The organism is Paenibacillus sp. MER 99-2, assembly GCF_023714095.1.
Lineage (GTDB): Bacteria > Bacillota > Bacilli > Paenibacillales > Paenibacillaceae > Paenibacillus.
The window spans coordinates 147,829-173,272 of sequence record NZ_JAMAUZ010000003.1 but is presented as its reverse complement, the minus strand read 5'-3'; the positions used below and the strand labels follow the sequence as shown (position 1 = coordinate 173,272).

Sequence of the window (25,444 nt, the reverse complement as noted above, 5' to 3'; positions counted from 1 at the left end):
AATGGATGTATTGTTCACTTGTCATCGAATGTAGCCCAACTAGAATATAATTGAAAGCGCTATATTGATCTTCATTCTATCGGGAGGTGTATGTAATGGGTAAAAGGCAAGCTGTCTGGTGTCTAGTCTTAGCGCTCACGTTCACTCTGTTTGGTCTTCATCCAGAACGAACAAGTGCAGCAAGTGTCACGATAACCAACGGAACCGACTGGCTGGATACGGCGGGCAATCCCATCCATGCCAACAGCGGCAACATTCTGCAGGTAGGCTCGACGTATTATCTGTATGGTGAACATGCAGTAGGCGGCAGATTCGACAGTGTTAACGTCTACACCTCCACAGATCTGAAGAATTGGACATTTAGCAATGCGATCCTGACGAAGGATTCTGCAACGGAGCTGGCATCCAGCAAAATCGAGCGTCCCAAAGTCATCTATAATGCCGCCACCTCCCAATATGTGCTGTGGGCACATTATGAGAACGGGACGGATTACAACCTTGGGCGTGTAGCGGTAGCCACAAGTAATACGCCGAATGGCAAATTTTCGTATGAGGGCAGTTTCCGTCCACTCGATTATGAATCCCGTGACATGACCGTATTCGTGGATACGGATGGCACAGGTTATCTGGTTACCGCTTCCCACAAGAATGGCGGGGCTAATGATACGATGGCTATTTTCAAAATGAATGCAAGCTACACCGGAATTCAATCCTTCGAAGGCTGGCTATTCGAGAATGCCTATCGCGAGGCACCTGCCGTTGTGAAGAAAGGAAACCGTTATTACCTCTTCACCTCCCAAGCCGCGGGCTGGTATCCGAATCAAGGAGCGTACGCCACTGCGACGTCTATGACAGGGCCATGGACCGCGCTCACACCATATGGCAATCCATCTGCCTTCGGCTCGCAGATCCATGATATCGCCACGATCACAGGCAACAGTACAACATCCTATATCTACATGGCAGACCGCTGGAATCCAATGAATCTCGGAGAACACAAGCATATCTGGCTGCCGCTAACTTTGAATGATTCGAACGGAACGGCATCACTGGAGTGGTACACCACGTGGAACATTGATGCAGCTACAGGCACAGTAACCCCACCCGCTCTCGTCAATCATGCACAAGGGAAAACAGCTACCGCCAGTTCGACAGCCTCCGGCTCATCTGCTTCCAACGTGAATGACGGCAACTACCAGAATTCATGGGTGGCTTCATCCAACAGTTGGCCGGCATGGTGGCAGGTGGACTTCGGCGCTCCGAAGACCATCACGGAGATCGATACGTCTTGGTTTATGTATAAAGGCTCTGAAGGGTATTACAAATATAAAATCGAGATCAGCAACGATGGCGTTAATTACGCCTCAATAGATCGCACCAACAATCTGACCTATGGCTTCACGACCGATGCGGTGCATTTCACTGCTCGTTATGTACGAATCAATATGGTGAATGCCGTCTTATGGAACAATCCTGGCAACTGGTATACGCCAACCTTACACGAGGTTAAAATGTTGGGTCCTGCTACCCCTGATGCCACCGGATACAGCCGCTTCAATTCACACAACTATCCAGATCGATATATCCGTCATGCGAATTATACAGCTCGTGTGGATGCCAACGTCACGCCAGTACTCGATTCCCAGTTCCGCGTTGTTCCTGGTCTTGCCAGCTCCACAGGAATCTCGCTGGAGTCCATCAACTTCCCTGGCTATTTCTTAAAGTGGAATGCCAGCAACAAAATTGTGCTTGAAGCTTATACCAATACCGCCGCCTATAAGGGAGATGCCACGTTCCTAAGCAGTCCCGGCTGGGCGGACAGTAGCAAAGTTTCACTGCAATCCTACAGTCAGCCCGGCTATTACATCAGGCACTATGATTATGTGCTGCAACTTGATGCCATTAATGCATCCAGCAGTTCAACCGTGAAGAGTGATGCCACGTTTGCCCGTACGAACTTCTAGCAGCGTAGCGGTAAAATGGTCTTTAGCGGTGCATCTGTAACATAGAAATGCCACCATTTACACATGAGGACACAAGAACGAACAACCTTCTATACATTGACGGAAAAAGGTCTCTGATCAGGCACCACCGCCTGAAATGGAGACTTTTTCTCTGCGCTTCACCCGCTATGAGATATGATTCTACAACTCGTTCTCATAACGAGAATGCTGGTGTAATCATGGCATAATTGCCAGCAAGACTGGCTAATGGCTGCCAGTTCTCTAGGGCTAATTTATAATCACCGACGTATGCCTCTGCATCGACCCGAACATGCTCGACTTTTCCAAGCACCACATGATCTGTACCAACCAGGATGATTCGATCCAATGTAAGCTCAAAGGCAATGGGAGACTCCTGCACGGAAGGCACACGCACGCATATCCCTGGCTGGGGTGTAACTCCTGCAAGTTCGAACTCATTATCCTCCGATGCTACATGAGCGGACGAGCGCTGCATTGAAGCCCCCAGCGAGGCAGGAACGACGTTGATAACGTACTCCCCCGTCTCCCGAATGTTGACCAGCGTGTCCTTAATCGTGCCTTGTCTCTCTTCTACACCAGGTCCAATCGATATGAGCAACGTTGGTGGATTACGCGAGGCAATGGTAAAAAAACTGAATGGCGCCAGATTAAGCACCCCCTCCGCACTTCTCGTAGAAACCCAAGCAATCGGCCGGGGTACTACTGAACCAATCATTAATTTATACATCTCATCAACCGTGATATCACCTGCTGCAAATTCATGTGGATGATCCTTTACCAATTACACTCACCCTTCCTTATCCCTCAGTAGATCCTTCCATTTACAAAGCTGGAGGGGACAAATATAGTTGGTATAAGAATATACACTTGTCTACCATAAAAAAAGTACGCACTTTAAAGTGCGTACCTCGATCAAATCATAGATTCATCTTAGATAAATTTAGATAATGCTAACTTCAGTTAAAATTCTATTTTGGAGCATAGCGAACTCTAGTCCGAGTTACTGTGCGTATCCTTCAATAAAAAGGTGTGAATGCATGTCAACCTATCAAGTCGTTCCGATGATCTATCATTCCCAAGAACAGATTGAGGCGATTGTCTCGCTCGAACAACAATGTAAACAACTCGATTCCGTACATCTTAAAGCCGATCTTGATCATATCAGCAAAAAAGGCGGAGATCACGCGCTTCTCTGTTATCGCGACAGCGAACTAGTTGGACTCCTCAGTTGGTATGCTTCTGACGCTGAGACCGGAAGTATAAATGCCATCGTACATCCACAGCATCGCCGCCAAGGTGTGTTCCGCAGCTTACTGAAGCAGGCCATTTTGGACATGACACCACAGGGTATACATCAGCTCAGCTACCGTATTCCTCAGGGTTTATCTCCAGGAATCAACACGGCTGAATCACTCGGAGCAGTGTATGATCGTGCGGAGTACGTCATGCAGCTTGTGAGTGAAATCTCTCCTATGGATGAGCTGCCCGAAGTTACTTTGCGTGTAGCAGAAGCTCAAGATTGGGATTTTATGATCACCTGCTCATCCCAAGCCTTCGGCGATTCAGAGAGCTGGACTCGTGAATATTTTATGCAAACGAATGAACCTAGCCGAGTAACCTATATTGCCTGTCAGGATGAACAGCCTGTTGGGCTAGTACGGGTCAATTCCATTAATGCCACAACTGCATTTATTCATAACTTCTGCATTCTGCCCGCTCATCAGGGTCGAAAACTGGGACGTGCTGTGCTTACCATTCTGTCGAATCTCTTAACGGAGCAGGGCTATACCGATATTCGGCTGTCCGTTGTTACCGAGAATGAGCGTGCTCTGAACCTGTATCGAAGTGTTGGTTTTGAAGTGAATTCCGAGTATCACTACTATAGAGGCAAGTTGGTATAAGGAGTCTAGAGAGATCGGCCTTCGTTAAGGAGGCGGGTCTCTTTGTTATGGATTTTCCAAGCCAAGGTACACATTCCAGATCACAAGGATCACACTTAGACATACGGCAGTGCCTACATTCCATTTGGTTCTCACACGGAACGCGGTGTACCCCATCAGCGCAATCATGACCACACTGAAGATGAGGGTAGCTACGTTATTCCGAAAGATGGCCATCATGATGAGCAAAATGAAGGTAATGATCGTTGTCATCTTATTCAAATTCACCATTCTCATCTCCTTTAACATCACATTGTATCATTTATTATAATTTACATTTGTTAACAATAATCAATAACTTTATGATTGTACTGACAAAATGAGGGAAATTGTGAAAACAAATCATCAGAATAATTCATTTACACTCATCTAGCTTGCATAGTAACCAAAAGCTCATATAACACAGCAAACAGATGCGTCGCGTAGTACATATGGCAGGATTTACAAATATTATGTCGAACTTTATCATAATCTAATTGAAGGAGGTCACATCTTGTTTATTCACAGAAAATCATCTTTAACCAAGCGTAGGCGCTTCATCACCAAGATTGCTTATGTCACGACAGTTCTGGCTCTCTTTAGCCTACTAGCCGGAGCATTTAGCACCCATGTTGTGCCTCGTGCCAGCGCCGACAGTGCCGGGTACACCCAGGATCAACTGGATGCGTTAAATTTCCTTAATGCGGTGCGCGCTAAGGTCGGCGTTCCTCCACTCAAGTTGAATCCAATTATCACACGTGCTGCCGAGTCTCATGCTATCTATTACAACACCAACAAAAGCAAGGAACCTGACCTGAGTTCTCATCTACAAATAGAAGGCATGCCAGGCTTCACAGGTAAAAACATGAAAAATCGAATTGAAGCAGCTGGCTATGTCGCTCCAAAGGGGTATGCTTACTCCGAAGCTATGCATTTCAAGCAGAAGAGCAGTTCGGCCGCTCTACAAGGATTCCTAGATACTGCATATCATCGGGAAATCGTTCTTGATCCTACCCTTGTTGAAGTTGGGTTCGGTCTGGTCGATGGAACGGCTGTCGCAGATTTCGCAGGCCCTTGGATGACCAAAGAAGAGGGAACGATGGCTGTATATCCTTACGATCAACAGACCAATGTACCGGTAGGATTCTATGGCAATGAAATCCCGAATCCGCTCAAGCAGTTCGGCGTAACGTTCTCGGGTTATATTATTTCCGCAGCAGCTCAGCTCGAAATGATCAATCATCAAGTTGTCATCAAAGATAGCCGAGGAAACGAACTTCCATATCATGAACAGTTACATGGCAAAACGTTATTTATTTATCCAAAGTCGGTGTTAAAAGGTAATCAGACATATACCGTTTCACTCACATACTCCACAGGTGAGGCAACGGGTTCTAAAAACAAGACATGGTCTTTTACAACCGGAAAAGGAACGAACTTAACTTCAATTACACCTTTTACCGAAGAAGTTACTCTTAATCAGGGTGAACAGCTCCAGTTGAGGTGGACAAGCCACTATGATGATAATGCTTTTGATGAGGCAACAGAAGGATTAAGTTACATAAGCAGCAATGCCAAAGGCCTTAAGGTGTCTACTGCTGGAATTATCAGCGCAATACAACCGGGCGATTACACTGTGAAAGCCACATTAGAAGGTAAAACAACACAAGTAAAAGTTAAAGTCTATCCGAAGTGGAAAACGAGAAATTATAACAGTTCGCTAACCAAGTTGCCTACTGATGCCACAGGCCATCCTTTACAGGAGGCTCTAGAGTGGGGATTAAAGTTAGATATTGTAAGCCCAGCAAGCAATGGATTGCTCCAGCCGAATACGACCGTAACAGAAGCAGAGTTCTGGATGATGCTCCTAAAAGCTTACCGTATCGATATTCAATCTTATCAAGCTCCTAAGAAGACATTAGTGGATGCAGCTTATCAGATTGCGAAGGATCGTAACTACCCGCTTGCAGGGATCAACAAGGCCGCCTCCAGGAACAAGGCTATTACACGCCTGCAAATTGCGGAGATTGTGTCTGCCGCAGATGGCAAACATTTTGCCGGATCTAACGCAATTCAGTATGTACTTGGCAACGACTATGTACGCGGAAAAACAGAATTGTCTTACTCTGGTTACGAAGGTTCCGACACAGTGACTCGGGCAGAAGCACTCCAGATTCTTAAGTATCTGCACAACGGAATAAGTGTATTGGAGGGAAGACCCACGATCCCAACAGATCCATTAACCCTTCCCAAAATGCCAAAAAAAGAAGTGTACATCAAACCAGTCACATATACCGATCAGAGCTTCTTCGCTGAATATCGTAGTGATGGAAGCTTGGTTCTAGAAGGCAAATTCCTTAAATTAAAAGGACAGAGCATTAACATTAAAGTGCAAGAAGGACCTATCTCCAAACATATTGAGGAAGTAACCGTTCAGTTTGATCAAAATGGAAACTTCCATACAGAGGTTGGCCCTTACTCACCGCAACAGTTAAATCTGTATATGTATGCTCCTTCAATCACCTACGGCTTGACTGTAATTAAAGGAAAAATGAATATGGGTCAATTCTAATTCATGATTCATAATTCCTGAACCATTTGCATCTTTGCGTCTCGAGCAACCTCAGGCTCACCTCACTTCGTTTGATCAAAGTGGAGTGAGCCTGAATTATTGTTGTTTTTTTACTAACGAATACGATGCTGTTCTCCCTGTTCATAAGAATGAATTTCGGTTTACAAATTCCATAAATCTTCTCAAAGGAGTCCAACCAATATGGACGAAACTACAGCAATCAAGAAAGATGTTGTTCTAACCCCGTTTGACTATACCTTGTCTATTATTGGCGGGAAGTGGAAAATGAAAATTATGTACCAACTCGCATTCCACGGAATCACTAGGTACGGAGAGCTCAAGCGTCGTGTCTCAGGCATTACATACAAAGTGTTAACCGCTCAATTGAGTAATCTTGAAAGTGACGGTGTTATTCAAAGGGTAGAATATGACCAATCTCCACCAAAGGTAGAGTACTCCTTAACGAGTAGAGGCCAGAGCTTGATGCCCATCCTTGAGGAAATCTGCAAATGGGGTGTGCACAACGTCGAAGAATCACAGGGTAATAAGGGAGATAAGCCTCACACCTTTACAGTCAGGGACTACCTGTAGTCCTTTTTTTCTGTACGTCTGTTCTTCTTTACAGATATTGCTCCAGACTACTCTCCAGCATACTTCGCACCATTTGCTTCAATTCTACTGGAGCCACGACCTTCACTTCTGGTCCATAGGCCAGAAGCCCACGCGCTGTATATGGCAGCTCATCCACGGGAACCGCACCCTTCCATACCTTATCCTGTACAGACTTAAATACGACATCCGAGGCAGCTTGCCTTGCCCCCGCATCCGTAAAATGTAGCACGACCTCCACACTTTCCCGTTCATCCTTCGCACGCAGCCAATCATGCAGGTTCGGGGTAGATTCATCCGTTTCATCCATAATCTCAAGATTACTCATGTGATCTACACGGTACAGCAACACTCTCTCCTTATTCCGTGCAGGCATATACCAGTACCCGCGATCATAATAAATGCCGATTGGAAAGACCTTTACTGTTTTCTGTCCATTACGGGAAGAATATTGGAAGGTAACACCTCTCTTCTCCACCGCTGCGTCCAGCATTGTAGTCGTCATAGGCTGAGTGTGCGTCGATGAATGTGGCTGAAGAAAAGTAATATGTTCTCTCATTCGCATCACGAGATCCTGTACATCCTGCGGCAGACTTGAAAAGTACTGCTCTGCCAGATGTTCTCGCACCGATCCATAAGGGAAATCCGGTACTTTCTCTAAATATTCAAGCATCAGAAACAAACCTAACGCCTCGCTCTGATGAAGCTGGAGGGGTGGCAACAAACGATTCGGTAAAACCTGGTACCCTCCGTGTACACCTACCTCCGTATATAGAGGGAAGCCCATTGACTGCAACGCATCCAGGTCACGTTGGATCGTACGAATAGATACCTGGAACCGCTCAGCCAGCTCGCGAGCCGTAAATTTACGCCTAGAATCCATTAATCTCATGATGGCAAGTTTCCGATGATTCATAATTCTCCACCTTTAATTACGTCAACTTTTGTCATAGTTAGAGTGTATCATAACGTTAAGAAGAAGGGAGCGATGCATATGTCAGATACTAAGGTTATCTTGTATGTTGCAATGAGTATGGATGGATATATCGCAAGACCAGATGGTTCTGTAGATTGGCTGATGGATGTGGAGGGAGATGGAGGTGACAATGGGTACGCAGCATTTTATCAAGAGATCGGTTCCGTTGTCATGGGACGTGATACTTATGAAGTGGTGCTCACGCTAGCTGAAGATTTTATGTATGCCGATCGTCCAACATATGTCATGTCCCGTTCGAAGCAGCCGCCAGCTCCACACGTTGAATTCACAGATGAGCCGGTGGAACAGTTAATCGCCCGACTTAAGGCTTCTACAACAGGGCATATATGGATTGTTGGCGGTGGGAAGCTGGTTCAATCCGTGCTGGAGCAGCATCTACTGGATGAGATTGAAGTGGCGATTATTCCGAAAATTCTAGGAGAAGGCATTCCGTTATTCCCCAAAGGCACGATGCCGAGTCTGTGGAAGACCATCGAGACCAAGACGCTCGGGCAGATCATTGCGATCCGCTATGAGGCAGAACATACACAGAAGTGATACCTCCTTGTAAGATCAGTACTATGAGAGTTCATTGTGTCTACTAAATCTATTGCTGATAAATTATTCAAAATGAATACAAAAAAAGCCCTCCGTGAAATGAGTGGGCTTTTTTGTCCATCCATGTTCTAACCCAATTATGTTTCAATACGATTACCGGATTAACAGCCGGTCATCCATAAACTCAGTGATATGCTTAACTGCATAACGCACATACTTGCTGTCCTCATATAGTTTGCTCAACATAATCCCACCTTCAATAATTGCAATAATGTTGCTGCTCACTTCCTCCAGCTCAAGATCTGCTCTGAACTCCCTTTGCTCCATTCCCTCCTTAAGAATATGTGCTAGCTCATCCAGTAGATTCTTCATAGCGTACTGCGCCCTTTCTTTCAATAACGGATGAGCATCATCACTTTCAACAGCTGTATTTAATAGAGGACAGCCCCCTTCGAGCGTGTTATTTTCCATCATTTCAATATATACACCGCATATGGCAAGCAGTTTGTCTTTGGCTCTTACAACTCCTTCCAGTGCCTGAGAGTGGAATTGCAGCATTTGTGATACCGAGTAATCAAAGGCGGCCAGAGCTATTTCATCTTTACTTTCAAAATGATTATAGATCCCGCCCTTGCGAATTCCGCAACGCTCTATGATCTCAGACAAGGAAGCGCCCGTATATCCTTTAGTATTAAATAGTGAAGCCGATTCACGAATGATATGTTCTTTGGTGATCTGGCCTTTGCGCAAAGCGTACCCTCCCCTTTCCAATCATGCCGAATACCGAGTGATCCTAAAATATCATACGCTTATGACCCAGCCTATTACAAGCATGCTCAATTAAAACCGAGGGACACGAAACAGGGTCATCGATATGAATATTGTGTACTGTGTATAACGTATGTTACCATAAATCAGACCGGTCGGTATTTTTTTATAAAAACTACTTTTCCCTACTTAAGGAGTTTTCAACATGACGATAACCATTCAGCATATTCGCAATGCTACTTCTCTGATCACCATACTAGGAAAAACAATTCTTCTTGATCCCATGTTAAGTGACGAAGGAGAGCTTCCACCCATTCCTTTTACCCATCATTTTGGCAGAAATCCAACCGTCCCTTTGCCTGTACCATTAGAAACTTTTGAACATATTGATGCGATACTCATCACCCATTTGCATTTCGACCATTTTGACAAAACAGCCAAGAAAATACTCAACAAAAAGACACCTGTACTATGCTCACCTGAGGATCATCAACGTATCCTATCCTGGGGTTTTGAGAATGTATCTTCTATAGAGGATACTGGACACTGGGAGGGCATTGATTTTATAAGGGTTCGTGGACAGCATGCAAAAGGAAGCTTGGCCAGATTTCTCGGCCCTGTATCCGGATTTATCCTAAGCACACCTGAAGAAGAGTCGTTATATATCGTAGGTGATTGTGTTCTCACTGATCCTATTAAACACGTGTTCAACCAGTATAAACCTCTAGTATGTATCGTTAACTCAGCAAGCGCGCAACTGTTGTTTCGCTCCACGATCACAATGACACCTCAGGATATTAGTACGATCTTAGAAATTTCACCCTCAACTAAGGTAATTGCTGTACATATGGATGCCATTAGACACTGTACAACATCAAGAAAAGCCCTGTCACACTACATTGAGCAAAATCAGTTATTAGATTCCGTCGTGATACCTGAGGATGGGGAGTGTATCTACTTTTAAACCTATAAATCAGTCAGTAAAAGTTAAGTGCACGAATACCCATGGATACATATAACAACCACGGGTGTTTGTGCACTCTTTATGAGGTTGTTCAAAAAGTCCGCTTTTGATTACGATGGTTGCCTGAAGGCATCTCAGCATTGAAGATGAAATTCAGCCGAAATGTCCGTTGCTCACGTAGTTTTGCCTACGCTCCGCTACTCCATTTCTATCTTCATTCCATCTTCTCGGTACTGAAAACCGACCTTTTTGAACACGCACTTTAATAAATAATGCATCTTCTTTATAGATTGACTTACAGAACCTTTCCCAAAAATGCTTTAGTCCGCTCATGCTGAGTATTCTGAAAGATCTGTTCAGGCGAGCCTTCTTCCACAATATAACCACCATCCATGAAAATAACACGATCCGCTACTTCACGGGCGAAGCCCATCTCATGCGTAACAACGATCATCGTAATACCCTCGTGAGCCAAGTCTTTCATAACTTGCAGCACCTCACCTACCATCTCGGGGTCAAGCGCCGATGTCGGCTCGTCGAACAGCATCACACTCGGATTCATGGCAAGCGCACGCGCAATAGCTACACGCTGTTGCTGACCACCTGACAACTGCTCCGGATAGGCATCCTTCTTCTGAAGCAGACCCACTTTTCCTAACAGTTCCAATGATTTTTGCTCATTCTCCGGCTTGCCTAGCTTCTTGATATGTTTCGGCGCAAGCATGATATTCTCTAACACAGTCAAATGAGGAAATAGGTTGAACTGTTGAAATACCATACCCACGTTCGTTCGTAACTGATCAATATTCGTCTTAGGTGAGGTGACTTCGACATCACCAATCGTCACTTTCCCAGAAGTGACCTCCTCCAGAAGATTGAGGCAGCGCAAGAAAGTACTCTTACCTGAGCCAGAAGGACCGATAACACATACCACTTCCTTCTCCTGAACTGTTGTCGAAATGTCCTTCAACACCTCAATATTTCCAAACTGCTTTTTCAAATTCTGTACGTTGATCATCCGATTGCATACCTCCTCTCTACATATCGGGAAGCACGGCTAAGTATCATTATCATAATCAGATAGAATACACCGACCACACCATAGATCTCAAACGCTCGAAAGTTAGAAGAAACGATAATCTCTCCACTCTGTGTTAGTTCTGCTATACCGATAGCCGACAATAAGGACGTATCCTTAATTGTCACAATAAACTGGTTCACAAACGTGGGAATCATTCGACGAATTGCTTGTGGTAGAACAACAAGTCTCATCGTTTGATAACGATTCAAACCTAGCGAACGCGCAGCCTCATGCTGTCCTCTGCTGATCGAATTAATACCAGCTCGGAAAATCTCCGAAATATAGGCTCCCGCATTCAAACTAATGGCTATAATGCCTGCTGTCTCCGCCGGAATTCGGATGTCCAGAAACGTAGGTAGTCCGAAATAAATGAAGAAAATTTGCACGAGCAATGGTGTACCACGGATCAGATCCACATAGAGCGACGCAATTAGCCTAAGAAACCTATTCAATGAAGTGCTCATTAACCCTGAGACTAGACCGATAACAAGAGCGATAAGCAAGGATATAATTACAATCTTGAGCGTAACCAGTGTACCCTGTAACAGAAGCGGCAATGCGTCTATAATGACTTGCAGGGAGGAATCCATTTTTATCACAATCCCTTCTATTTAGCCGATGTTCCCATATAGGTGCCGATAATTTCATCATACTTTCCGTTCTCTACAAGCTTCTTCAATCCATCGTTAATTTTCTTCTGCAATTCTGTGTCACCTTTGGGAACTGCGATTCCGTAGAAGTCACCATTTAGACGATCCCCTACAATTTTGAGCTTCGAGTTTGGATCAATAGCAATCTTGTAAGAGATAACCGGGAAATCTTCCAAGGTAGCGTCCGCATTTTTGTTAGCCACTTCCTGATACATGGATGGACTATCATCGAAATATTTCACTTGAGCACCGTATGTTTTGGCATATTCGTCCGCCAAGTTAGCGCCTGAGGTTCCTTTTTTAATGGCAATGGTTTTGCCTTTCAAATCTTCCGGGCTTTTAATATCCGTGTTATCTTCGTTGACAATTAAGGATAAACCAGCTTGGTAGTACGGGTCGGAGAAGTCTACGACTTTTTTGCGCTCATCTGTTATGCTAATCCCGGCAATTGCACCGTCCAACTGATTAGATGTAATGGAGGGGATAATTCCTTTGAAGTCCATTGGTTTAATCTCCACTTCGAATCCTTCCACTTCAGCAATTGCGTTCAACAGGTCAATATCAATACCGACATATTTACCGTCTTTTTCAAACTCAAATGGAGGATAAGTTGCATCCGTTCCGAATGTATATTTCTCTACGTTTGCCGAACCACTTGCAGACTGTGCAGGACTATCGGATGTTACTGCCCCACAGGCACTGAGCGTTAAAGCGATGATCGAAGTGAGGACAATGGATGCTACCTTTTTCATGGAAAAAACCCCTTTTCTCTTATTGGATGGTGACCGAGTGAATCGATCTCATAATGGATAATCGTATTGTACAAATACACCTACATAAACTTACATAATCCTACAATTAAATATAACAATTAATGAAAATAAACATTACACAATAATTTTTTAGATGTCTTTTTATGATTTTGTGCAAACAAAAACAAATAATACAGCTTTATTATGTAATGTTACCTAACATTAAATTCGAAAAGTAAACCCAAAAAACCCGCTGTCATCATCAGCGGGCTCACTCGACTTCATTTTATATCATTACAAAAGAATCTCCTCTGCGTTTCTATCACTTTTCCTTCGCCATCGTTCCATCATCACCGAATGGGCAGTATACCTTTCAGATGCTCTGTTAAGGTTTCGGCTGCCCGTTTATGGGATAACATCCCTGGATGAGTTCTAGCCCCTACCGTCTCACTCGTTGTATTCGGCAATTGAATGACCGACACATTTCGGTCGCCCGTTTCCTTCATATAGATATCTACCGCGCGATATATAGCAGGCATCATCGGAAATCCAAGCATGCCATACGCCCAGACGATGTGTGCCTTGGTGTTATTTTTCCGCAACTGAATCAAGAATTGGTATGCTGCTTGCTCGAACTTAGCTACATCCTCCTCATGGTACGTCCCATCGGCATTCAATCGTTGTTTATACGTGACCCCCGTGTTGGGATCTTTCCACTCTGGTGTCTGGAAGGCACCGCCATCATTACTGCCTAAATTCACGACCACCACATCCGGCTGCCATGCGTTGAAGTCATGCGGGTTATGCGCTCCCAGCGCTTCATTCATCTCCCCCGTTAATAGACCGCACACTTGATCATAATACTGTGGAATGTTGGCGCTCGGATTGTTGTCCCAGCTCGTCATCACGCCCCAGCCGCTCTGAGAGATGACGCGATAATCTGCGTGAAGAGCCTCCGCCGTCATCGCCGTATAATTTTGAGTCGCGCTGAACCACATCGGAATCCAATCTTCCTCGGCTTGAGCCCCAATAGCACCTTCACCTGATGTAATGCTATCTCCGATGAATTCTACCTTATAAGGTCTATCCTCTACCAACTGGAATGCACCGTCCGATTTCAACGCATGAATCTGTAGTGAGAATCCCGGATCCCCACTCATGGCTTGGGTGTCTTTTACGATTCGCACATTTTTGGTAACGCTTTCGTTCATTCCTCTGAAAATACACACCCAGTACCTTCCGTGCACCAACATCTGGCGGCTTACAACTACGTCGTTAATTAGAACGCTGATCCATGGTTCACATACATCATATTTGGAATCAACCTCTATCCATAACTCTGTCCCTGTCACGTTCAGCTCCACTGCACTACCTGTCCAAAACAATGTCAGCGGCGACCTGCTCTCCGTCGTTCTCCCATGAACCTTCAACTGAGCAACATCGAGTAATGCATAGTACTTTAACTTATTGTTTTCCATCATCACACAATCCCTCTCTTGGATTTTGTTTTGCACCAATATGCTCATCATACCAAAAATACCCAGACAACTATACCAAGTTTGTTACTACTACAGCTACATGAGCCAACACAAAAAAAACGACCGACCCGCTATTTAGCAGGTTCAGCCGCCACTTAATTTCTCCACCGTCTCCATGTAGAACACATGCAGGAACTTCTTAATATTGACCTTGCCTTTATCACCAGGCTGATCCTCTTCCATCGCCCGCATCTTCATCCGAACATCCTGAAAGTCAAAGTAGAGCGGTGCATAATGCTCAAACTTGTGATTGCTATAATCGGTCAGACCGATCGAAGCCATATTCGTTAATGCTGCATTGACGGTTCGCCGGATGCGCTGTTCCATAGCCTTGCTTTCTTTCTCCACCTCTTTGGCTGTCGGCTTATAGGTCTGTGCAACAGCTTCGTACATTTCCTTGAGCGAAGGCCACTCCTCAGCCTGCTTCTGTTCGATGACATATTCCATCAATGCGATAACATCTTTGCTGCCACTCTCACCCAGAATACCTAGGTCCATCAGAATGGCTCTCGATACATCACGAACAGTGCGTCCTTTCGCGATAGGGGGAGTCTCCACAATGTTGAATTTGGTAAGGGACTGCTGAATCTCAAGCACATAACGCTCGTACTTCCACTGCTCATTCACCCTTTTGAGCACATGCTCCACTTCCACACGATTAATGGGCTTATGAATGAAGAACTCAATCCCTTGCTGGTAAGCCGCACCTACCATTTCCTTATTATCTACCTGTGAGATCATAATGAACTTGCCCGCGAATCCCAGTGTTTTGAGCCTTGCAACGGTCTCAATGCCATCCTGATCAGGCATCAGTAGATCGATAAGCACGACATCGGGTCTCAGATTCATAATCATCTGCTCCCCCTCAATGCCTCCCTCTGCCGTACCTACAAGCTCACCTGCTCCACATTCATCTATAATATCCTGTAACATACTTCTACTTACGCTATCATCATCTACGATCAGGATAGAAAGTGTCATCGACCCCGGCCTCCTTTACCAAACTCACTTTGGGAATGCACACGACAAATCTAGAGCCGGTACCACCTTGCGGCACGCCTACCGTAATCGTACCTTCCAAGGACTGAACAATATCACGCACATGAGATAGACCGATGCCTGTTGCAGCAATCCCTACCTCATTGTATTTGGTCGTATACCCTGGTTCAAAAATAATCTGTCGCTTCGATTCCGGGATTCCTTTGCCTGAGTCCGTAACCTCAAAAACCACATCCATCTCCTGGTCGTACACATGAATCTGAATGGTTCCTTGCGTCTCAATCGCCTCTACTGCATTTGCAACCAGATTGTTCATCACGGTGAGTAGAGGAATACAATATGGAGACTCACAATCGAATTGCTGATGCTTCTCAAGCGTAATCTGTTTATTCAACATCTCCGCATATTTCCGATTGCCCTTGGCAGCGAAGTGCAGCATTTCGGATAATTGAAGATGGACTGCCTTTTCGCTATCATACACCTTGAGCAGACCTGCCAGAATACGCTGAGAATCCTTCTTCACCTCATGGATCTGCTGTGCGATGCCCAGTGTCCGTTGACTATATTCATTCATCTCATGTTCTCTCAGATCCCGATACAGCTCATAACTATCCGCCGTAATGCCTTCGATGGTATTCATCGACTTCTTCAGATAAAAGACTTCACCATATAACCCTGAGTTCACACTCATCATCTGTTCCATCCGCTTCTCCTGTTCAGCATGAAGAAGCCGCATCTGCCTTACCGCGAAGCTGTTATATAACCCAATAACGAAGTAGCTTCGCAGAGCTCCAACAATCAACAGATACAACCATTCTTTCAGATAGAAAATGTTCGTGCCATTAAATATGCCGCGCAGCAGAAGCTCCGTCAGATTGGAGGAGAAGTCTATGATCGTAATCATTCCACCAAGAACCAGTGGCTGGAATTCATGAAATCGATGTTTAATCCTACTCAAGCCATAAGCGAATACGACGTAGTACATACCTGCACCTATATTGTCGCGCATACTTTCTAAGATCGGCATCGTACTGACATGGCTCAGCAGATCCACAGATTGAAAGATCAGATTAGCGATCCCTGTCAGAATTCCTGTCTTCACATAAGATAAGTGGGGCATAATCATCAGCAAAAATAGAAGAATGCTGACACCCAGACCGATGCGAAAATAGTCTTCCCGAAAAGGATTAATCTTGAACTGTGCGCCAATAGCTGTAGCCAAGGCGATGGCCGTCATCTGCACGTTTTCATTTTTGACCCAGTTACGCATCGATCTCTCCACCTACTATTACAACGATTAGCGCTTATCGTTACACTCCGCGCTTCTGATGTTAAATATACTAACATATGGAGCCTTGATTAGAAATAATTAAAATACGGCAATTAAAACAGATCCGTTACTCTTACCATCACGAATAACATCTCACCTTAGATAAAAAAACACCCAAATAGATCCCTACACCAAAAGTATAGGAGGGATCTATCTAGGCGATAAACCGTCTCGTGAAAGGGACTAATTCAATTCGTGGTGCATTGGTCACGTGTGCGATTGATCATCATAGGGGATGACGAACGAAACAGATGTACCTTCTCCTAGTTTGCTACGAATGCTCAATCCCTTATTATAAAGTTGCATTAGTCTGCGATTGGTATTAATTATTCCGATGCCTCGCTTATCTTGCATTGAATCGTTCAGTAACTGTGTAACCGTCTGGGGCTCCATACCAATACCGTTGTCATGAACCTCAATCAGTACCTCTTTACGCTGCTCCTGCAGGGTAATATTTAAGGTAAGTGTTCCACCTGCAACTCTGCTAAGCAGTCCATGTCGGACGGCATTCTCTACCAAAGGTTGAATGGAAAGCGGAGGTAACATTACCTTTAGATCGAGGTCTATGTTCCATATAACGGACAACCGTTCTCCAAAACGTTCTTGTTCAATATATAAATACGATTTAACCAGTTCCAACTCATGATGAAGTTCGACCTTTTCTCCGGTATTAAGATAGTTAAAACTGATCTGGAGAAAAGAAGTTAAGGCCGCCCCAAACTCAAACATTTTATCAATGTCAACCATACTTAGAACAATAAGTGAATTCAATGAGTTGAACAAAAAGTGGGGATGAATCTGTGCCTGAAGATAGGCTGCTTCAATTCTCAACCGCTCATTAATCGACTGTTTCAAATCTGTTAACACTTTAATTCGATATTTCAACTCTAAGGCATCGACTGGCTTAGTCACATAATCGTTGGCGCCAGATAAGAAGCCAGTATAAATATCCGAGGGTTGGCTGCGAGCCGTCAATAATAAAATGGGTAACTCTGAAACAGAATAGCGCTCACGTACCTTTTGAGTCAGTTCGTATCCCGACATCTGTGGCATCATTACATCTGAAACTAACAGATCCCATTGGCGCGTACCTAATAACTCTAACGCTTCACGACCAGAATTCGTTGTAGTTACTGTGTAGGATTCAGAGGATAAGATACTGACCAGCACCTTCAGGTTAATAGGATCGTCATCGACGACCAAAATATGAACTGGGCTCTCCTTTAATAATGGGCTGATGCCAGCAGTACTGCTGGTCTCCCACACACTTTTATTTAATTCCCCCAACAAATTCGTTTCCAGATGATGCTTGGATGCGAGAGATAGCTCTTCATCGGGAAGCAGTTCTAGTTCCTGCCCACCATCTTGCTGATTATTCAGGGGTGCCTCTGGTAATTTCACATTAGCACCCATGTCCGCAAGTTGAAGACTGAATGTAAATGTGGAGCCTATTGAAGGTTCCGAGAGAACATCCAAGCTACCACCATGCAACTCAACAAGTTTTTGGCAAATACTCAAGCCAAGTCCAATTCCTTGCTCATTGATTACACCTGCCGCTCCTTGCTCATATTGAATGAATATTCGAGAAAGTGTCTCCTTGTCCATACCAATTCCCGTGTCCGAAACATGAATGAAAACTTTTCTCTCGCGTACTTCGGCAGATAGCGTTACCGTACCCCCGTCTGTAAATTTAATCGCATTGTGAACTAAATTATAAATTATTTGCACCAGTCGCTTTTCGTCTGCCATAACCATAGGTAACGAGTCTGGAATATTGTTATGCAAGGTAATCGCTTTGCTCTCAATCATGAATTTCATCATCGCCACAACTCCAGGCACAACAGACTGAAGTTTTAGCGGCTCGGTTTGCAATGTAATTTGATGTTCCTTAAGTTGAACAACATCCAGCAAGTCTCCAATAAGATGTGACATGCGGCGACTAATTGTTATGAGGAGATTCATATCTTGCACACTGTCAGCAGACAACCGATCTTTTTCTTTTGATACAATATGATGAGCGATGTTCATGATGCCATTCAGAGGCGTTCTTAGCTCATGAGAAGTATTAGCTAGGAACTGATCCTTGAGTTGATCTGCTTTCAATAGTTCTTCATTTAATTTTACGTTTAAACTCACATTGCGAAAATATTTCTGAAACCAGTATGTCGAAAATCCGGTAAGAGCCATGATAAGATCAAAAGGATAATAAACCGTTGTTATGTCATAGGATGTCTCAGCAAAACTCCACAATAAGTTCGTAACGATACACGCCGCTGAAATTAAGAGAAAAATGATATCACGATCATTCTTTTGTCTACTCACCATCTTAATAGCGATTGTGATAAACCATAGAAAGGCAGCATAATATAGACCATCGAACACAAAATATTCAATGATTTCATATACATATGAAACTGGCACTGCAAGTATTGTAACTATGGCTATAAGTAACATTGCGATGTATATTCGTGTCCATAGACCTGAAGCGCTTCTACTAAGGAAACTCTGAAATAGTAAAATGATTAGGATACTTTGTGATAATAAAGCGACAAGCTGAATTTTTAACAGCCATGTGTAGTTAATCGGTAGCCAGAGTGCGATAATATTGTCTCGGTTGCATAAAATGGCTACACTGACGGAGATGACCAGAAACATAGCATATAATAATGCCCGCTCGCGTGAATTAATCAAATATAAAATTCCTGCATAAGCCCCGTGAAGCATCAATACTAAGAAAATAAAGATTTGAAAACCGATGGAATACCAACGCGAGTAATCCAACGCATTCTGGGATCCGAAATAGGCAGGAAGCAGAATCCCTCCATCGTAAGGACTGTCAAAGTTAGCAATACGCAGTACAAGGTCAATCTTTGTAATATTTCTAGCAGTATAGGAGGGGCTAGAGGATATTTTATAGGGTTCATACTCTTCAGCGGACTTGGCGACTTTGCCCTGCCCACCTAACTTCTCTCCATTGACCTCTACCTCAAATGAAGCCTGGAGCTCTTTGAACCAAAAAGCTACAGGCTGATCTATTGGATTAATTAATATTTGAAGGTGATAGGTACCATATCCATAGGAATTCTGTGAAGAGTCCCCCCACGCTGTACTCCAATCTGCAGGGACTTGCAGGGGTGTCATATTATAACTTCCGGATTCTATCTCAGATAGAGTAAGAAGCTGATCTGGGTAAAAACTCCACTCTCCGCTCAGCGAGGTAAGAGGCTCATTATCCAAGTTGATGTCTCGTAGATCCAATACACCATTAATAGGGGTATAGTTATGTAAAACAGGGAACATCTGATACGACCAGTACCAACGCATACCAAATAACAAAGCGAATGTGGTCAAAATAATTATGGTGTTTTTTACTATGTTCTGCTTATAAAGCTTTGCGTTTTGCATGATGAGAGTGACTCGACAAAAGGATCGATCCCTTTCTAACAGAATTTTAGAATTTTAACTTCTGCTGATACACCTACCTACGGATAGGGCTGATTGATCTTGCAATCACATGAAATCAAAATTCAATTATATAGGATCGACCTATACACAATATATACATGAAGTTCATTTCATCCCTCTAGAATGATGCACTCATCCATTTTGCAAGACTGTCTGATTCGATCAACTGAGTTATTTTAAACCCATGCTCCAGTCCTGGTACCATTTGCTGATATTCTCTCTAACAGGTATCTCCAGATCTTGCTCCATTCTAGTCTTTAAGAGTCGATACTGCTCCTCCACACCTAGTTCGTTGTCCATCTCAGCATATAACTTCATAAGGGTAAAATAACTTTCTTCTTCATCCGGTAACATCCGCTGGATACGCTGCGTATGTTCAATTAATTTCTCAACCAGACCCTGCTGTTGATAAAACAAGCTAAGTTGTTTCATATGGTACAGCCACAAGTAACGAAGGCTTTCCCTCTCTGGTTCAGCCCACATGTATTCGTAATTGCCGAGGTAAGTGCCTGTGTACATATGTAGCACCTTCTCATAGGCATCAACTGTACCTAAATCGACACCTTTCCATGTTCTGATCTCACGTTCCCACTGCTCGCTATCCAACTGGGCTCCTCCCAGTTCAAGTTTATAGCCAGCCTCTAGGCTTCCACTCTGAATTGTAATCATGTCCATACCGTAGGATTTCAACGTTTGGCGGACATGATACATAGCGGTGTATAGCTGATGTACAGTCTTATCCTCTTCCAGTTCGGGCCACAGCATCTCAAGCAACACACTGCGATGAACCATCTGGTTTCGATGATGCAACAAATAAGCAAACAACTCCTGCGCTTTGCTTGTACGCCATTTGGCAATCTGGATTTCCTGGTTAGGCAGCTTAAACCGAATTTGATTAAAACAATAAATAAACGGTACTTTTGTATTCTCTGACGAACCCTTCTGTTTCATGCTCAGTTTATCCTGTACACGAATTACCGTCTGCTTCAATCGTTTTATGGAGATAGGCTTCATTACGTAGTCCAGCGCCTGTAACTCAAATGCATGTACTGCATATTGGTCGTGGCTGGTTACGAATATAATTTCAATATCAGGTGTTGCCTCCTGAATCTGTCTTCCCAGAGCCATACCATCCAGCTCTGGCATGTGGACATCCAAAAATACAACATCAGGGTGATGCAACGTAATACCTGCCATAGCATCAGTCGGATTCATATACGTAGCAACGATTTCAATATCACTTACTTCTTTCTCCAGCAATTTTTTGAGACCGATTAACGCTAGCTGTTCATCATCAACCAATATCACCTTCACAGGAGCTTCCTCCTTGACTCCGAAGTCTTGAAACACATTAGAATAACACAGAATTTTACAGTTCTCTTTTTCATATTCAATCTACTATTTCATTTTTTAACGATTACAATTGTTACTATTCACTATAGGTCAGGGTCTATAAATCTGCAACAATATTGATCAAATGATAAGCTATCCAGCCTGATGAAGCCACGCCAAACAAGCTGTCCTCGGTATGCCTACCAACAACAGCTTCACGTTTATTTTATATAAATGAAGGTAGCACCTCTTCCTCCCTTATATGATTCCGCGGATCTCATCCAACGAATTTACCTTTTCCCGCTGCATCCACTCTTCAAGACCCTCTACCAATTCCGCTCCTGCTCGCAACTGAACGAAATTATAGGTTCCAATCTGAATGGCTGCCGCACCGGCCATCGTGAACTCAATAATATCCTCGACCGAACTGATGCCGCCAATGCCAATCACCGGGATGGATACCGCCTGTGCCACTTGATGTACCATTCGTAAAGCAATCGGCTTGATCGCAGGCCCAGAGAGACCTGCATACGTATTCTCAAACACACTACGCCGACGACGGATATCAATTTTCATCGCTGAAAAGGTGTTAATTAGAGATACGCCATCTGCACCTTCCTTCTCACACATGACCGCCATCTCTGTAATATTCTCTGCATTGGGAGACAGCTTAACGACTAGCGGGAGAGTTGTTACGTTACGCACCTGTCGCACCACGTCCCGCGCCATTTCCGTCTGAACGCCGAATTGCATGCCTCCCTGCTTCACATTGGGACAAGAGATGTTCAGCTCCAGCATATCGACTCCCCTGCGATTCATAGTACGCCGTTTCTGTGCATTCTCCGTAATCAGGGCAACAGCCTGCACATATTCCTCCAGATTGGCACCGCCTATATTCGCAATTACTGCCGTATCTAAACGAGTCATCTCATCCAGTTCTTCCTTTAGAAAGGCAACGACCCCCGGATTCTCCAGCCCTACACTATTAAGTAAGCCCGACGCCGTTTCATTGATTCTCACACCCTGATTACCATCCTTGGGATGTAAGGTTAAGCCCTTGCCAACGATGCCACCCAATAAGGTAGGCGCTACATATTCCTTATATTCACGTCCAAATCCATACGTGCCCGAAGCCATAATGATCGGATTTTTCATAGACACACCTGCAATATTACATGCCATGGAGATCATCGAACTCCACCTCCTCAACGGGAAATACAGGCCCTTCCTTACAGACCCTACGATTACCTGTGCGGGTGCGAATCGTACAACCCAAACACGCACCAATACCACAAGCCATATGCCGTTCCGTAGAAATGTATAAACGAGAAGACGTCCCTACCGTTTGCAGTGCAAGAGCCTGAAGCATGGGAGTCGGGCCACAGGAGAACATATACTTGTAACGCGCTGGATTAACCAGCTCCACAACACTACCGCCTACCTTCACTTGCACAGAAGCAGCCACAGCCTGAAATGCCTCAACACCGAAGGATTGCTCCGCAAATCCCAGATATACATGAGCATGAGGGTAATGCTTGGCAGCCAGCAGTAATGGAGCTGTGCCCATGCCACCTCCAATGAGAGCCAAGCTCCCCTCGACCTGTGGGAAACCATTCCCGAACGGACCCTCCAGTAGGATCTCCTGACCAGGCAATAGCTTGGATAACTGCTGTGTTCCTTCCCCAACGACGCGGTACAAGAAAGAAATGTCATGTTCCCCAATGTCATAAATGCTAATGGGTCTAGGTAGCAATGGGTAGCTCATTCCACTACGTAGCATGTAGAACTGTCCCATCTTCCCGTTGTAGTCCCCCTGTACTTTCATCACATAGATGTGTGGAGCAAGTGCTTCATTCGAAATGATCGTAGCCATAGCCAATATAACCCCTCCATTAACCACTCACTATATCGCAAAAGGGTTAAAAAGTACGTGACAGGTTTCACATTGTGAGCTGTAGATTTAGGCTTAAAGTAGGTCATTTTAAACAATGAACTCGTCTATTCCTCCCATCGTTTGTGTGGCGTGACATGTTTAATTTAGACTCATACTAATCGTATCCATTTCCTGCACCACAGATTACTCTGGATCACTGGGAATGGAGGGGCTACTGTTCAGTATTTTTATTTTGCAAAATTTAATTGTATACTATTGTTAAAGCCATAAACTTAATTAGAGAATTAGAGGAGATGAAATCCGCATGTCGGATGCAAATCAATCGTTTGGACAAGCTTTGGTAAAATCACTCGTTGGAGAACGTGGGCATCTACCCATTGCTCGCGCTCTACCCGACATCAGCGTGGAGCTCGCCGGGCGTGTCCATGAACATATGCCGTACACGATCTATCAGCTCGTTAAACATATGCACTACTGGCAACAATTCATGTTGGCACATATCGAGGGTCGGAAGCCACAGCTTCCTGCCCATGTTATGGAGAGCTGGCCTGAAGAGACCGGCCCGCAGGATGAAGCGATGTGGGCATCAGATATTCAGGCTTTTCTAGCTGGTATTGACCAGGCGGTAACGATTGCGAAGACGGCTCAACTGGATGACACATTGCCGTATTTCCCAGGTGAAACTATCGCTGGACTACTGCGCAACATTGCATCTCACAACTCCTATCATCTAGGAGAGATTGTACTGTTACGTCGTTTCTACGGTGCATGGCCGCCACCTGGAGGCGGTTACCCGGCATAAGTCCGCCAAGCCGAGCGTAGATAAGACAACAATAAGCCGTAGAGGGAGCACTCGCTCCTGCTACGGCTTGTTTAAGCTCTTTATTCATACTTCACTGTACCCATGAATCTATAGTGCTTGCCCCGATCCTCTTTTACACCATGCTACTTAATTCCTCTTTCAGACGAACCTTGTCCCAACAATACGCAAATGTAGTCTTACGCTACCATCGGATCTTCCCTTAGGTTATCTCTACACCTCTCGATGCACAAGTCCCTGAACAAATGTCTCGAAGTTTGGCGCCAGCGTCGTCACCTTATACTGGTTGTCCTTGTCCACATGAACGACCTCGGGTTCTGCATCATTTCCAGCTGAACGGTAATCCAGCATGACCACTCCAGACTGAGAGGCACACTCACTAAGCACCACTCCAAATTCCGGATAACCGCCCTGCTCGATCAAAGCCCAGCTTCCCGCCGAACCGCATAATGAATTGGGTTTCTCCCGGCCAATTCCCAAGATACCCTTCAACTCGATGTACTCTTCTACACCTGAATCTGTTGCACCAATAGGGAAATACCGATTGTTCGGCACGCCTCCATTATGGTTCTTCATCATCTGAACATAAGAATCTGGTAATCTGAAGACCAATTCCTCTTCAACGGAAGCGATGAGCCCTTCACTTGGCGGATTAGATACATATTGCTCCAAAGCCTGCTCGCTATCATTCCAGAAGTGGGTCGGATCGAAGTTTTCATTAAGCTGAACTGTTGGAACTGTAGGCGCAGAGGTCGTAATCTCTTCTACAGACTCCGACTCAAGTTCAGACTCATGATCAGATTCAGAATCTTCTTCAGCTTCTGTCTCCTCATCGGATTCATCACTGTCATTGTTTCGAATCCACTCCAGAAATTCTAGAGTATCCTCATCCCCAGGTTCCAGTTCATCCGATCTCTCAAAAGCTTCCTCTGCACGATCATATTGCTCTAGATAGTAGTAAGCTAGACCGATCCGGTAATGCCACAGTGCATCGTCTTTGCCCTCTTCGGCAACCGTCAGGAATTGTTCAACTGCCTCTTCATAACGCTCCAGATTATTCAGCGCTCTCCCCAAATGGTTAACCAACTCGTAATTTCTTTCTTCCGCAGGAATTGCTTGAACTGCATCTACGATGCTCTGATATTTATCCTCTTCATGCCACTCTTCTAGCTGAACCAACAGATCGTCTCTCATGGTTATCCTCCCCGTTCATTCACGTTAAACAACTTGTT

General features: G+C 44.5%; 22 protein-coding genes. 7 read left to right on the top strand and 15 right to left on the bottom strand.

Features of this window, described 5'->3' with window-relative positions:
* The first annotated feature begins 95 nt into the window (after positions 1-95).
* Positions 96-1,964: an AbfB domain-containing protein gene (locus M3636_RS15795; protein ID WP_251383163.1), complete on the top strand. Its 1,869-nt coding sequence runs from the start codon at positions 96-98 to the stop codon at positions 1,962-1,964.
* A 193-nt stretch (positions 1,965-2,157) separates the two neighbouring features.
* Here M3636_RS15795 and M3636_RS15790 read toward each other — a convergent pair whose 3' ends face one another.
* Positions 2,158-2,766 (bottom strand): flavin reductase family protein, encoded by a 609-nt coding sequence (locus tag M3636_RS15790; protein WP_251383162.1) that lies wholly within the window; start codon positions 2,764-2,766, stop codon positions 2,158-2,160.
* Positions 2,767-3,022: 256 nt separating this feature from the next.
* Here M3636_RS15790 and M3636_RS15785 point away from each other — a divergent pair, with 256 nt between their 5' ends.
* Complete coding sequence (locus tag M3636_RS15785; protein ID WP_251383161.1) at positions 3,023-3,886, top strand: GNAT family N-acetyltransferase; 864 nt, start codon at positions 3,023-3,025, stop codon at positions 3,884-3,886.
* Between the two features lie 45 nt (positions 3,887-3,931).
* Here M3636_RS15785 and M3636_RS15780 read toward each other — a convergent pair whose 3' ends face one another.
* Complete coding sequence (locus M3636_RS15780; RefSeq protein ID WP_251383160.1) at positions 3,932-4,156, bottom strand: hypothetical protein; 225 nt, start codon at positions 4,154-4,156, stop codon at positions 3,932-3,934.
* 262 nt (positions 4,157-4,418) lie between these two features.
* Here M3636_RS15780 and M3636_RS15775 point away from each other — a divergent pair, with 262 nt between their 5' ends.
* Entirely contained in the window at positions 4,419-6,476 is a 2,058-nt protein-coding gene (locus M3636_RS15775) for a CAP domain-containing protein (RefSeq protein WP_251383159.1), read from the top strand.
* Positions 6,477-6,677: 201 nt separating this feature from the next.
* Entirely contained in the window at positions 6,678-7,067 is a 390-nt protein-coding gene (locus M3636_RS15770) for a winged helix-turn-helix transcriptional regulator (protein ID WP_128104144.1), read from the top strand.
* A gap of 28 nt (positions 7,068-7,095) precedes the next feature.
* Here the strand turns inward: M3636_RS15770 and M3636_RS15765 are convergent, their stop codons facing one another.
* Positions 7,096-8,001, bottom strand: a complete 906-nt coding sequence (locus tag M3636_RS15765) for a helix-turn-helix transcriptional regulator (protein WP_251383158.1) — start codon at positions 7,999-8,001, stop codon at positions 7,096-7,098.
* Positions 8,002-8,079: 78 nt separating this feature from the next.
* On the opposite strand from M3636_RS15765, the gene M3636_RS15760 reads away from it, so the two are divergent.
* Positions 8,080-8,619, top strand: a complete 540-nt coding sequence (locus tag M3636_RS15760; protein ID WP_251383157.1) for a dihydrofolate reductase family protein — start codon at positions 8,080-8,082, stop codon at positions 8,617-8,619.
* A 153-nt stretch (positions 8,620-8,772) separates the two neighbouring features.
* Here M3636_RS15760 and M3636_RS15755 read toward each other — a convergent pair whose 3' ends face one another.
* Positions 8,773-9,369, bottom strand: a complete 597-nt coding sequence (locus tag M3636_RS15755) for a TetR/AcrR family transcriptional regulator (RefSeq protein WP_145411019.1) — start codon at positions 9,367-9,369, stop codon at positions 8,773-8,775.
* Positions 9,370-9,592: 223 nt separating this feature from the next.
* Between M3636_RS15755 and M3636_RS15750 the strand changes: the two genes are divergently transcribed.
* Entirely contained in the window at positions 9,593-10,351 is a 759-nt protein-coding gene (locus tag M3636_RS15750) for an MBL fold metallo-hydrolase (protein ID WP_251383156.1), read from the top strand.
* Between the two features lie 295 nt (positions 10,352-10,646).
* Here M3636_RS15750 and M3636_RS15745 read toward each other — a convergent pair whose 3' ends face one another.
* The 10 genes from M3636_RS15745 to M3636_RS15700 all read right to left on the bottom strand — a co-directional run bounded on the left by M3636_RS15745 (position 10,647) and on the right by M3636_RS15700 (position 23,371).
* Positions 10,647-11,369 carry an amino acid ABC transporter ATP-binding protein gene (locus tag M3636_RS15745; protein WP_145411017.1) on the bottom strand — a complete coding sequence of 241 codons (723 nt, stop codon included), beginning with the start codon at positions 11,367-11,369 and terminating at the stop codon, positions 10,647-10,649.
* On the bottom strand, positions 11,366-12,022 hold the full coding sequence (locus M3636_RS15740; protein WP_251383530.1) for an amino acid ABC transporter permease: 657 nt from the start codon (positions 12,020-12,022) through the stop codon (positions 11,366-11,368). The genes M3636_RS15745 and M3636_RS15740 overlap by 4 nt, the downstream gene beginning before the upstream one ends.
* Before the next feature lie 17 nt (positions 12,023-12,039).
* Positions 12,040-12,834, bottom strand: a complete 795-nt coding sequence (locus tag M3636_RS15735; RefSeq protein WP_251383155.1) for a transporter substrate-binding domain-containing protein — start codon at positions 12,832-12,834, stop codon at positions 12,040-12,042.
* Between the two features lie 350 nt (positions 12,835-13,184).
* Positions 13,185-14,315 (bottom strand): SGNH/GDSL hydrolase family protein, encoded by a 1,131-nt coding sequence (locus M3636_RS15730; protein WP_251383154.1) that lies wholly within the window; start codon positions 14,313-14,315, stop codon positions 13,185-13,187.
* 141 nt (positions 14,316-14,456) lie between these two features.
* Positions 14,457-15,353 carry a response regulator gene (locus tag M3636_RS15725; protein WP_251383153.1) on the bottom strand — a complete coding sequence of 299 codons (897 nt, stop codon included), beginning with the start codon at positions 15,351-15,353 and terminating at the stop codon, positions 14,457-14,459.
* On the bottom strand, positions 15,325-16,641 hold the full coding sequence (locus M3636_RS15720; RefSeq protein ID WP_128104147.1) for a sensor histidine kinase: 1,317 nt from the start codon (positions 16,639-16,641) through the stop codon (positions 15,325-15,327). Before M3636_RS15720 ends, M3636_RS15725 begins: the two co-directional genes overlap by 29 nt.
* Before the next feature lie 267 nt (positions 16,642-16,908).
* Positions 16,909-19,938: a hybrid sensor histidine kinase/response regulator gene (locus M3636_RS15715; RefSeq protein ID WP_353056296.1), complete on the bottom strand. Its 3,030-nt coding sequence runs from the start codon at positions 19,936-19,938 to the stop codon at positions 16,909-16,911.
* Positions 19,939-20,337: 399 nt separating this feature from the next.
* Entirely contained in the window at positions 20,338-21,480 is a 1,143-nt protein-coding gene (locus M3636_RS15710) for a response regulator (protein ID WP_251383151.1), read from the bottom strand.
* A 276-nt stretch (positions 21,481-21,756) separates the two neighbouring features.
* On the bottom strand, positions 21,757-22,689 hold the full coding sequence (locus M3636_RS15705; RefSeq protein ID WP_251383150.1) for a dihydroorotate dehydrogenase: 933 nt from the start codon (positions 22,687-22,689) through the stop codon (positions 21,757-21,759).
* Positions 22,670-23,371: a dihydroorotate dehydrogenase electron transfer subunit gene (locus M3636_RS15700; protein WP_251383149.1), complete on the bottom strand. Its 702-nt coding sequence runs from the start codon at positions 23,369-23,371 to the stop codon at positions 22,670-22,672. Before M3636_RS15700 ends, M3636_RS15705 begins: the two co-directional genes overlap by 20 nt.
* Positions 23,372-23,696: 325 nt before the next feature.
* On the opposite strand from M3636_RS15700, the gene M3636_RS15695 reads away from it, so the two are divergent.
* Entirely contained in the window at positions 23,697-24,194 is a 498-nt protein-coding gene (locus tag M3636_RS15695) for a DinB family protein (RefSeq protein WP_251383148.1), read from the top strand.
* Positions 24,195-24,425: 231 nt separating this feature from the next.
* Here M3636_RS15695 and M3636_RS15690 read toward each other — a convergent pair whose 3' ends face one another.
* Positions 24,426-25,406, bottom strand: a complete 981-nt coding sequence (locus M3636_RS15690; protein WP_251383147.1) for an SMI1/KNR4 family protein — start codon at positions 25,404-25,406, stop codon at positions 24,426-24,428.
* Between the last annotated feature and the right edge of the window lie 38 nt (positions 25,407-25,444).

Coding starts and splice junctions, on each gene's coding strand:
- M3636_RS15705 (WP_251383150.1), bottom strand. CDS start 22,689: ATGATCTCCATGGCATGTAATATTGCAGGTGTGTCTATGAAAAATCCG.
- M3636_RS15780 (WP_251383160.1), bottom strand. CDS start 4,156: ATGGTGAATTTGAATAAGATGACAACGATCATTACCTTCATTTTGCTC.
- M3636_RS15720 (WP_128104147.1), bottom strand. CDS start 16,641: ATGCGTAACTGGGTCAAAAATGAAAACGTGCAGATGACGGCCATCGCC.
- M3636_RS15765 (WP_251383158.1), bottom strand. CDS start 8,001: ATGAATCATCGGAAACTTGCCATCATGAGATTAATGGATTCTAGGCGT.
- M3636_RS15700 (WP_251383149.1), bottom strand. CDS start 23,371: ATGGCTACGATCATTTCGAATGAAGCACTTGCTCCACACATCTATGTG.
- M3636_RS15695 (WP_251383148.1), top strand. CDS start 23,697: ATGTCGGATGCAAATCAATCGTTTGGACAAGCTTTGGTAAAATCACTC.
- M3636_RS15740 (WP_251383530.1), bottom strand. CDS start 12,022: ATGGATTCCTCCCTGCAAGTCATTATAGACGCATTGCCGCTTCTGTTA.
- M3636_RS15735 (WP_251383155.1), bottom strand. CDS start 12,834: ATGAAAAAGGTAGCATCCATTGTCCTCACTTCGATCATCGCTTTAACG.
- M3636_RS15745 (WP_145411017.1), bottom strand. CDS start 11,369: ATGATCAACGTACAGAATTTGAAAAAGCAGTTTGGAAATATTGAGGTG.
- M3636_RS15795 (WP_251383163.1), top strand. CDS start 96: ATGGGTAAAAGGCAAGCTGTCTGGTGTCTAGTCTTAGCGCTCACGTTC.
- M3636_RS15750 (WP_251383156.1), top strand. CDS start 9,593: ATGACGATAACCATTCAGCATATTCGCAATGCTACTTCTCTGATCACC.
- M3636_RS15730 (WP_251383154.1), bottom strand. CDS start 14,315: ATGATGGAAAACAATAAGTTAAAGTACTATGCATTACTCGATGTTGCT.
- M3636_RS15725 (WP_251383153.1), bottom strand. CDS start 15,353: ATGACACTTTCTATCCTGATCGTAGATGATGATAGCGTAAGTAGAAGT.
- M3636_RS15785 (WP_251383161.1), top strand. CDS start 3,023: ATGTCAACCTATCAAGTCGTTCCGATGATCTATCATTCCCAAGAACAG.
- M3636_RS15690 (WP_251383147.1), bottom strand. CDS start 25,406: ATGAGAGACGATCTGTTGGTTCAGCTAGAAGAGTGGCATGAAGAGGAT.
- M3636_RS15770 (WP_128104144.1), top strand. CDS start 6,678: ATGGACGAAACTACAGCAATCAAGAAAGATGTTGTTCTAACCCCGTTT.
- M3636_RS15760 (WP_251383157.1), top strand. CDS start 8,080: ATGTCAGATACTAAGGTTATCTTGTATGTTGCAATGAGTATGGATGGA.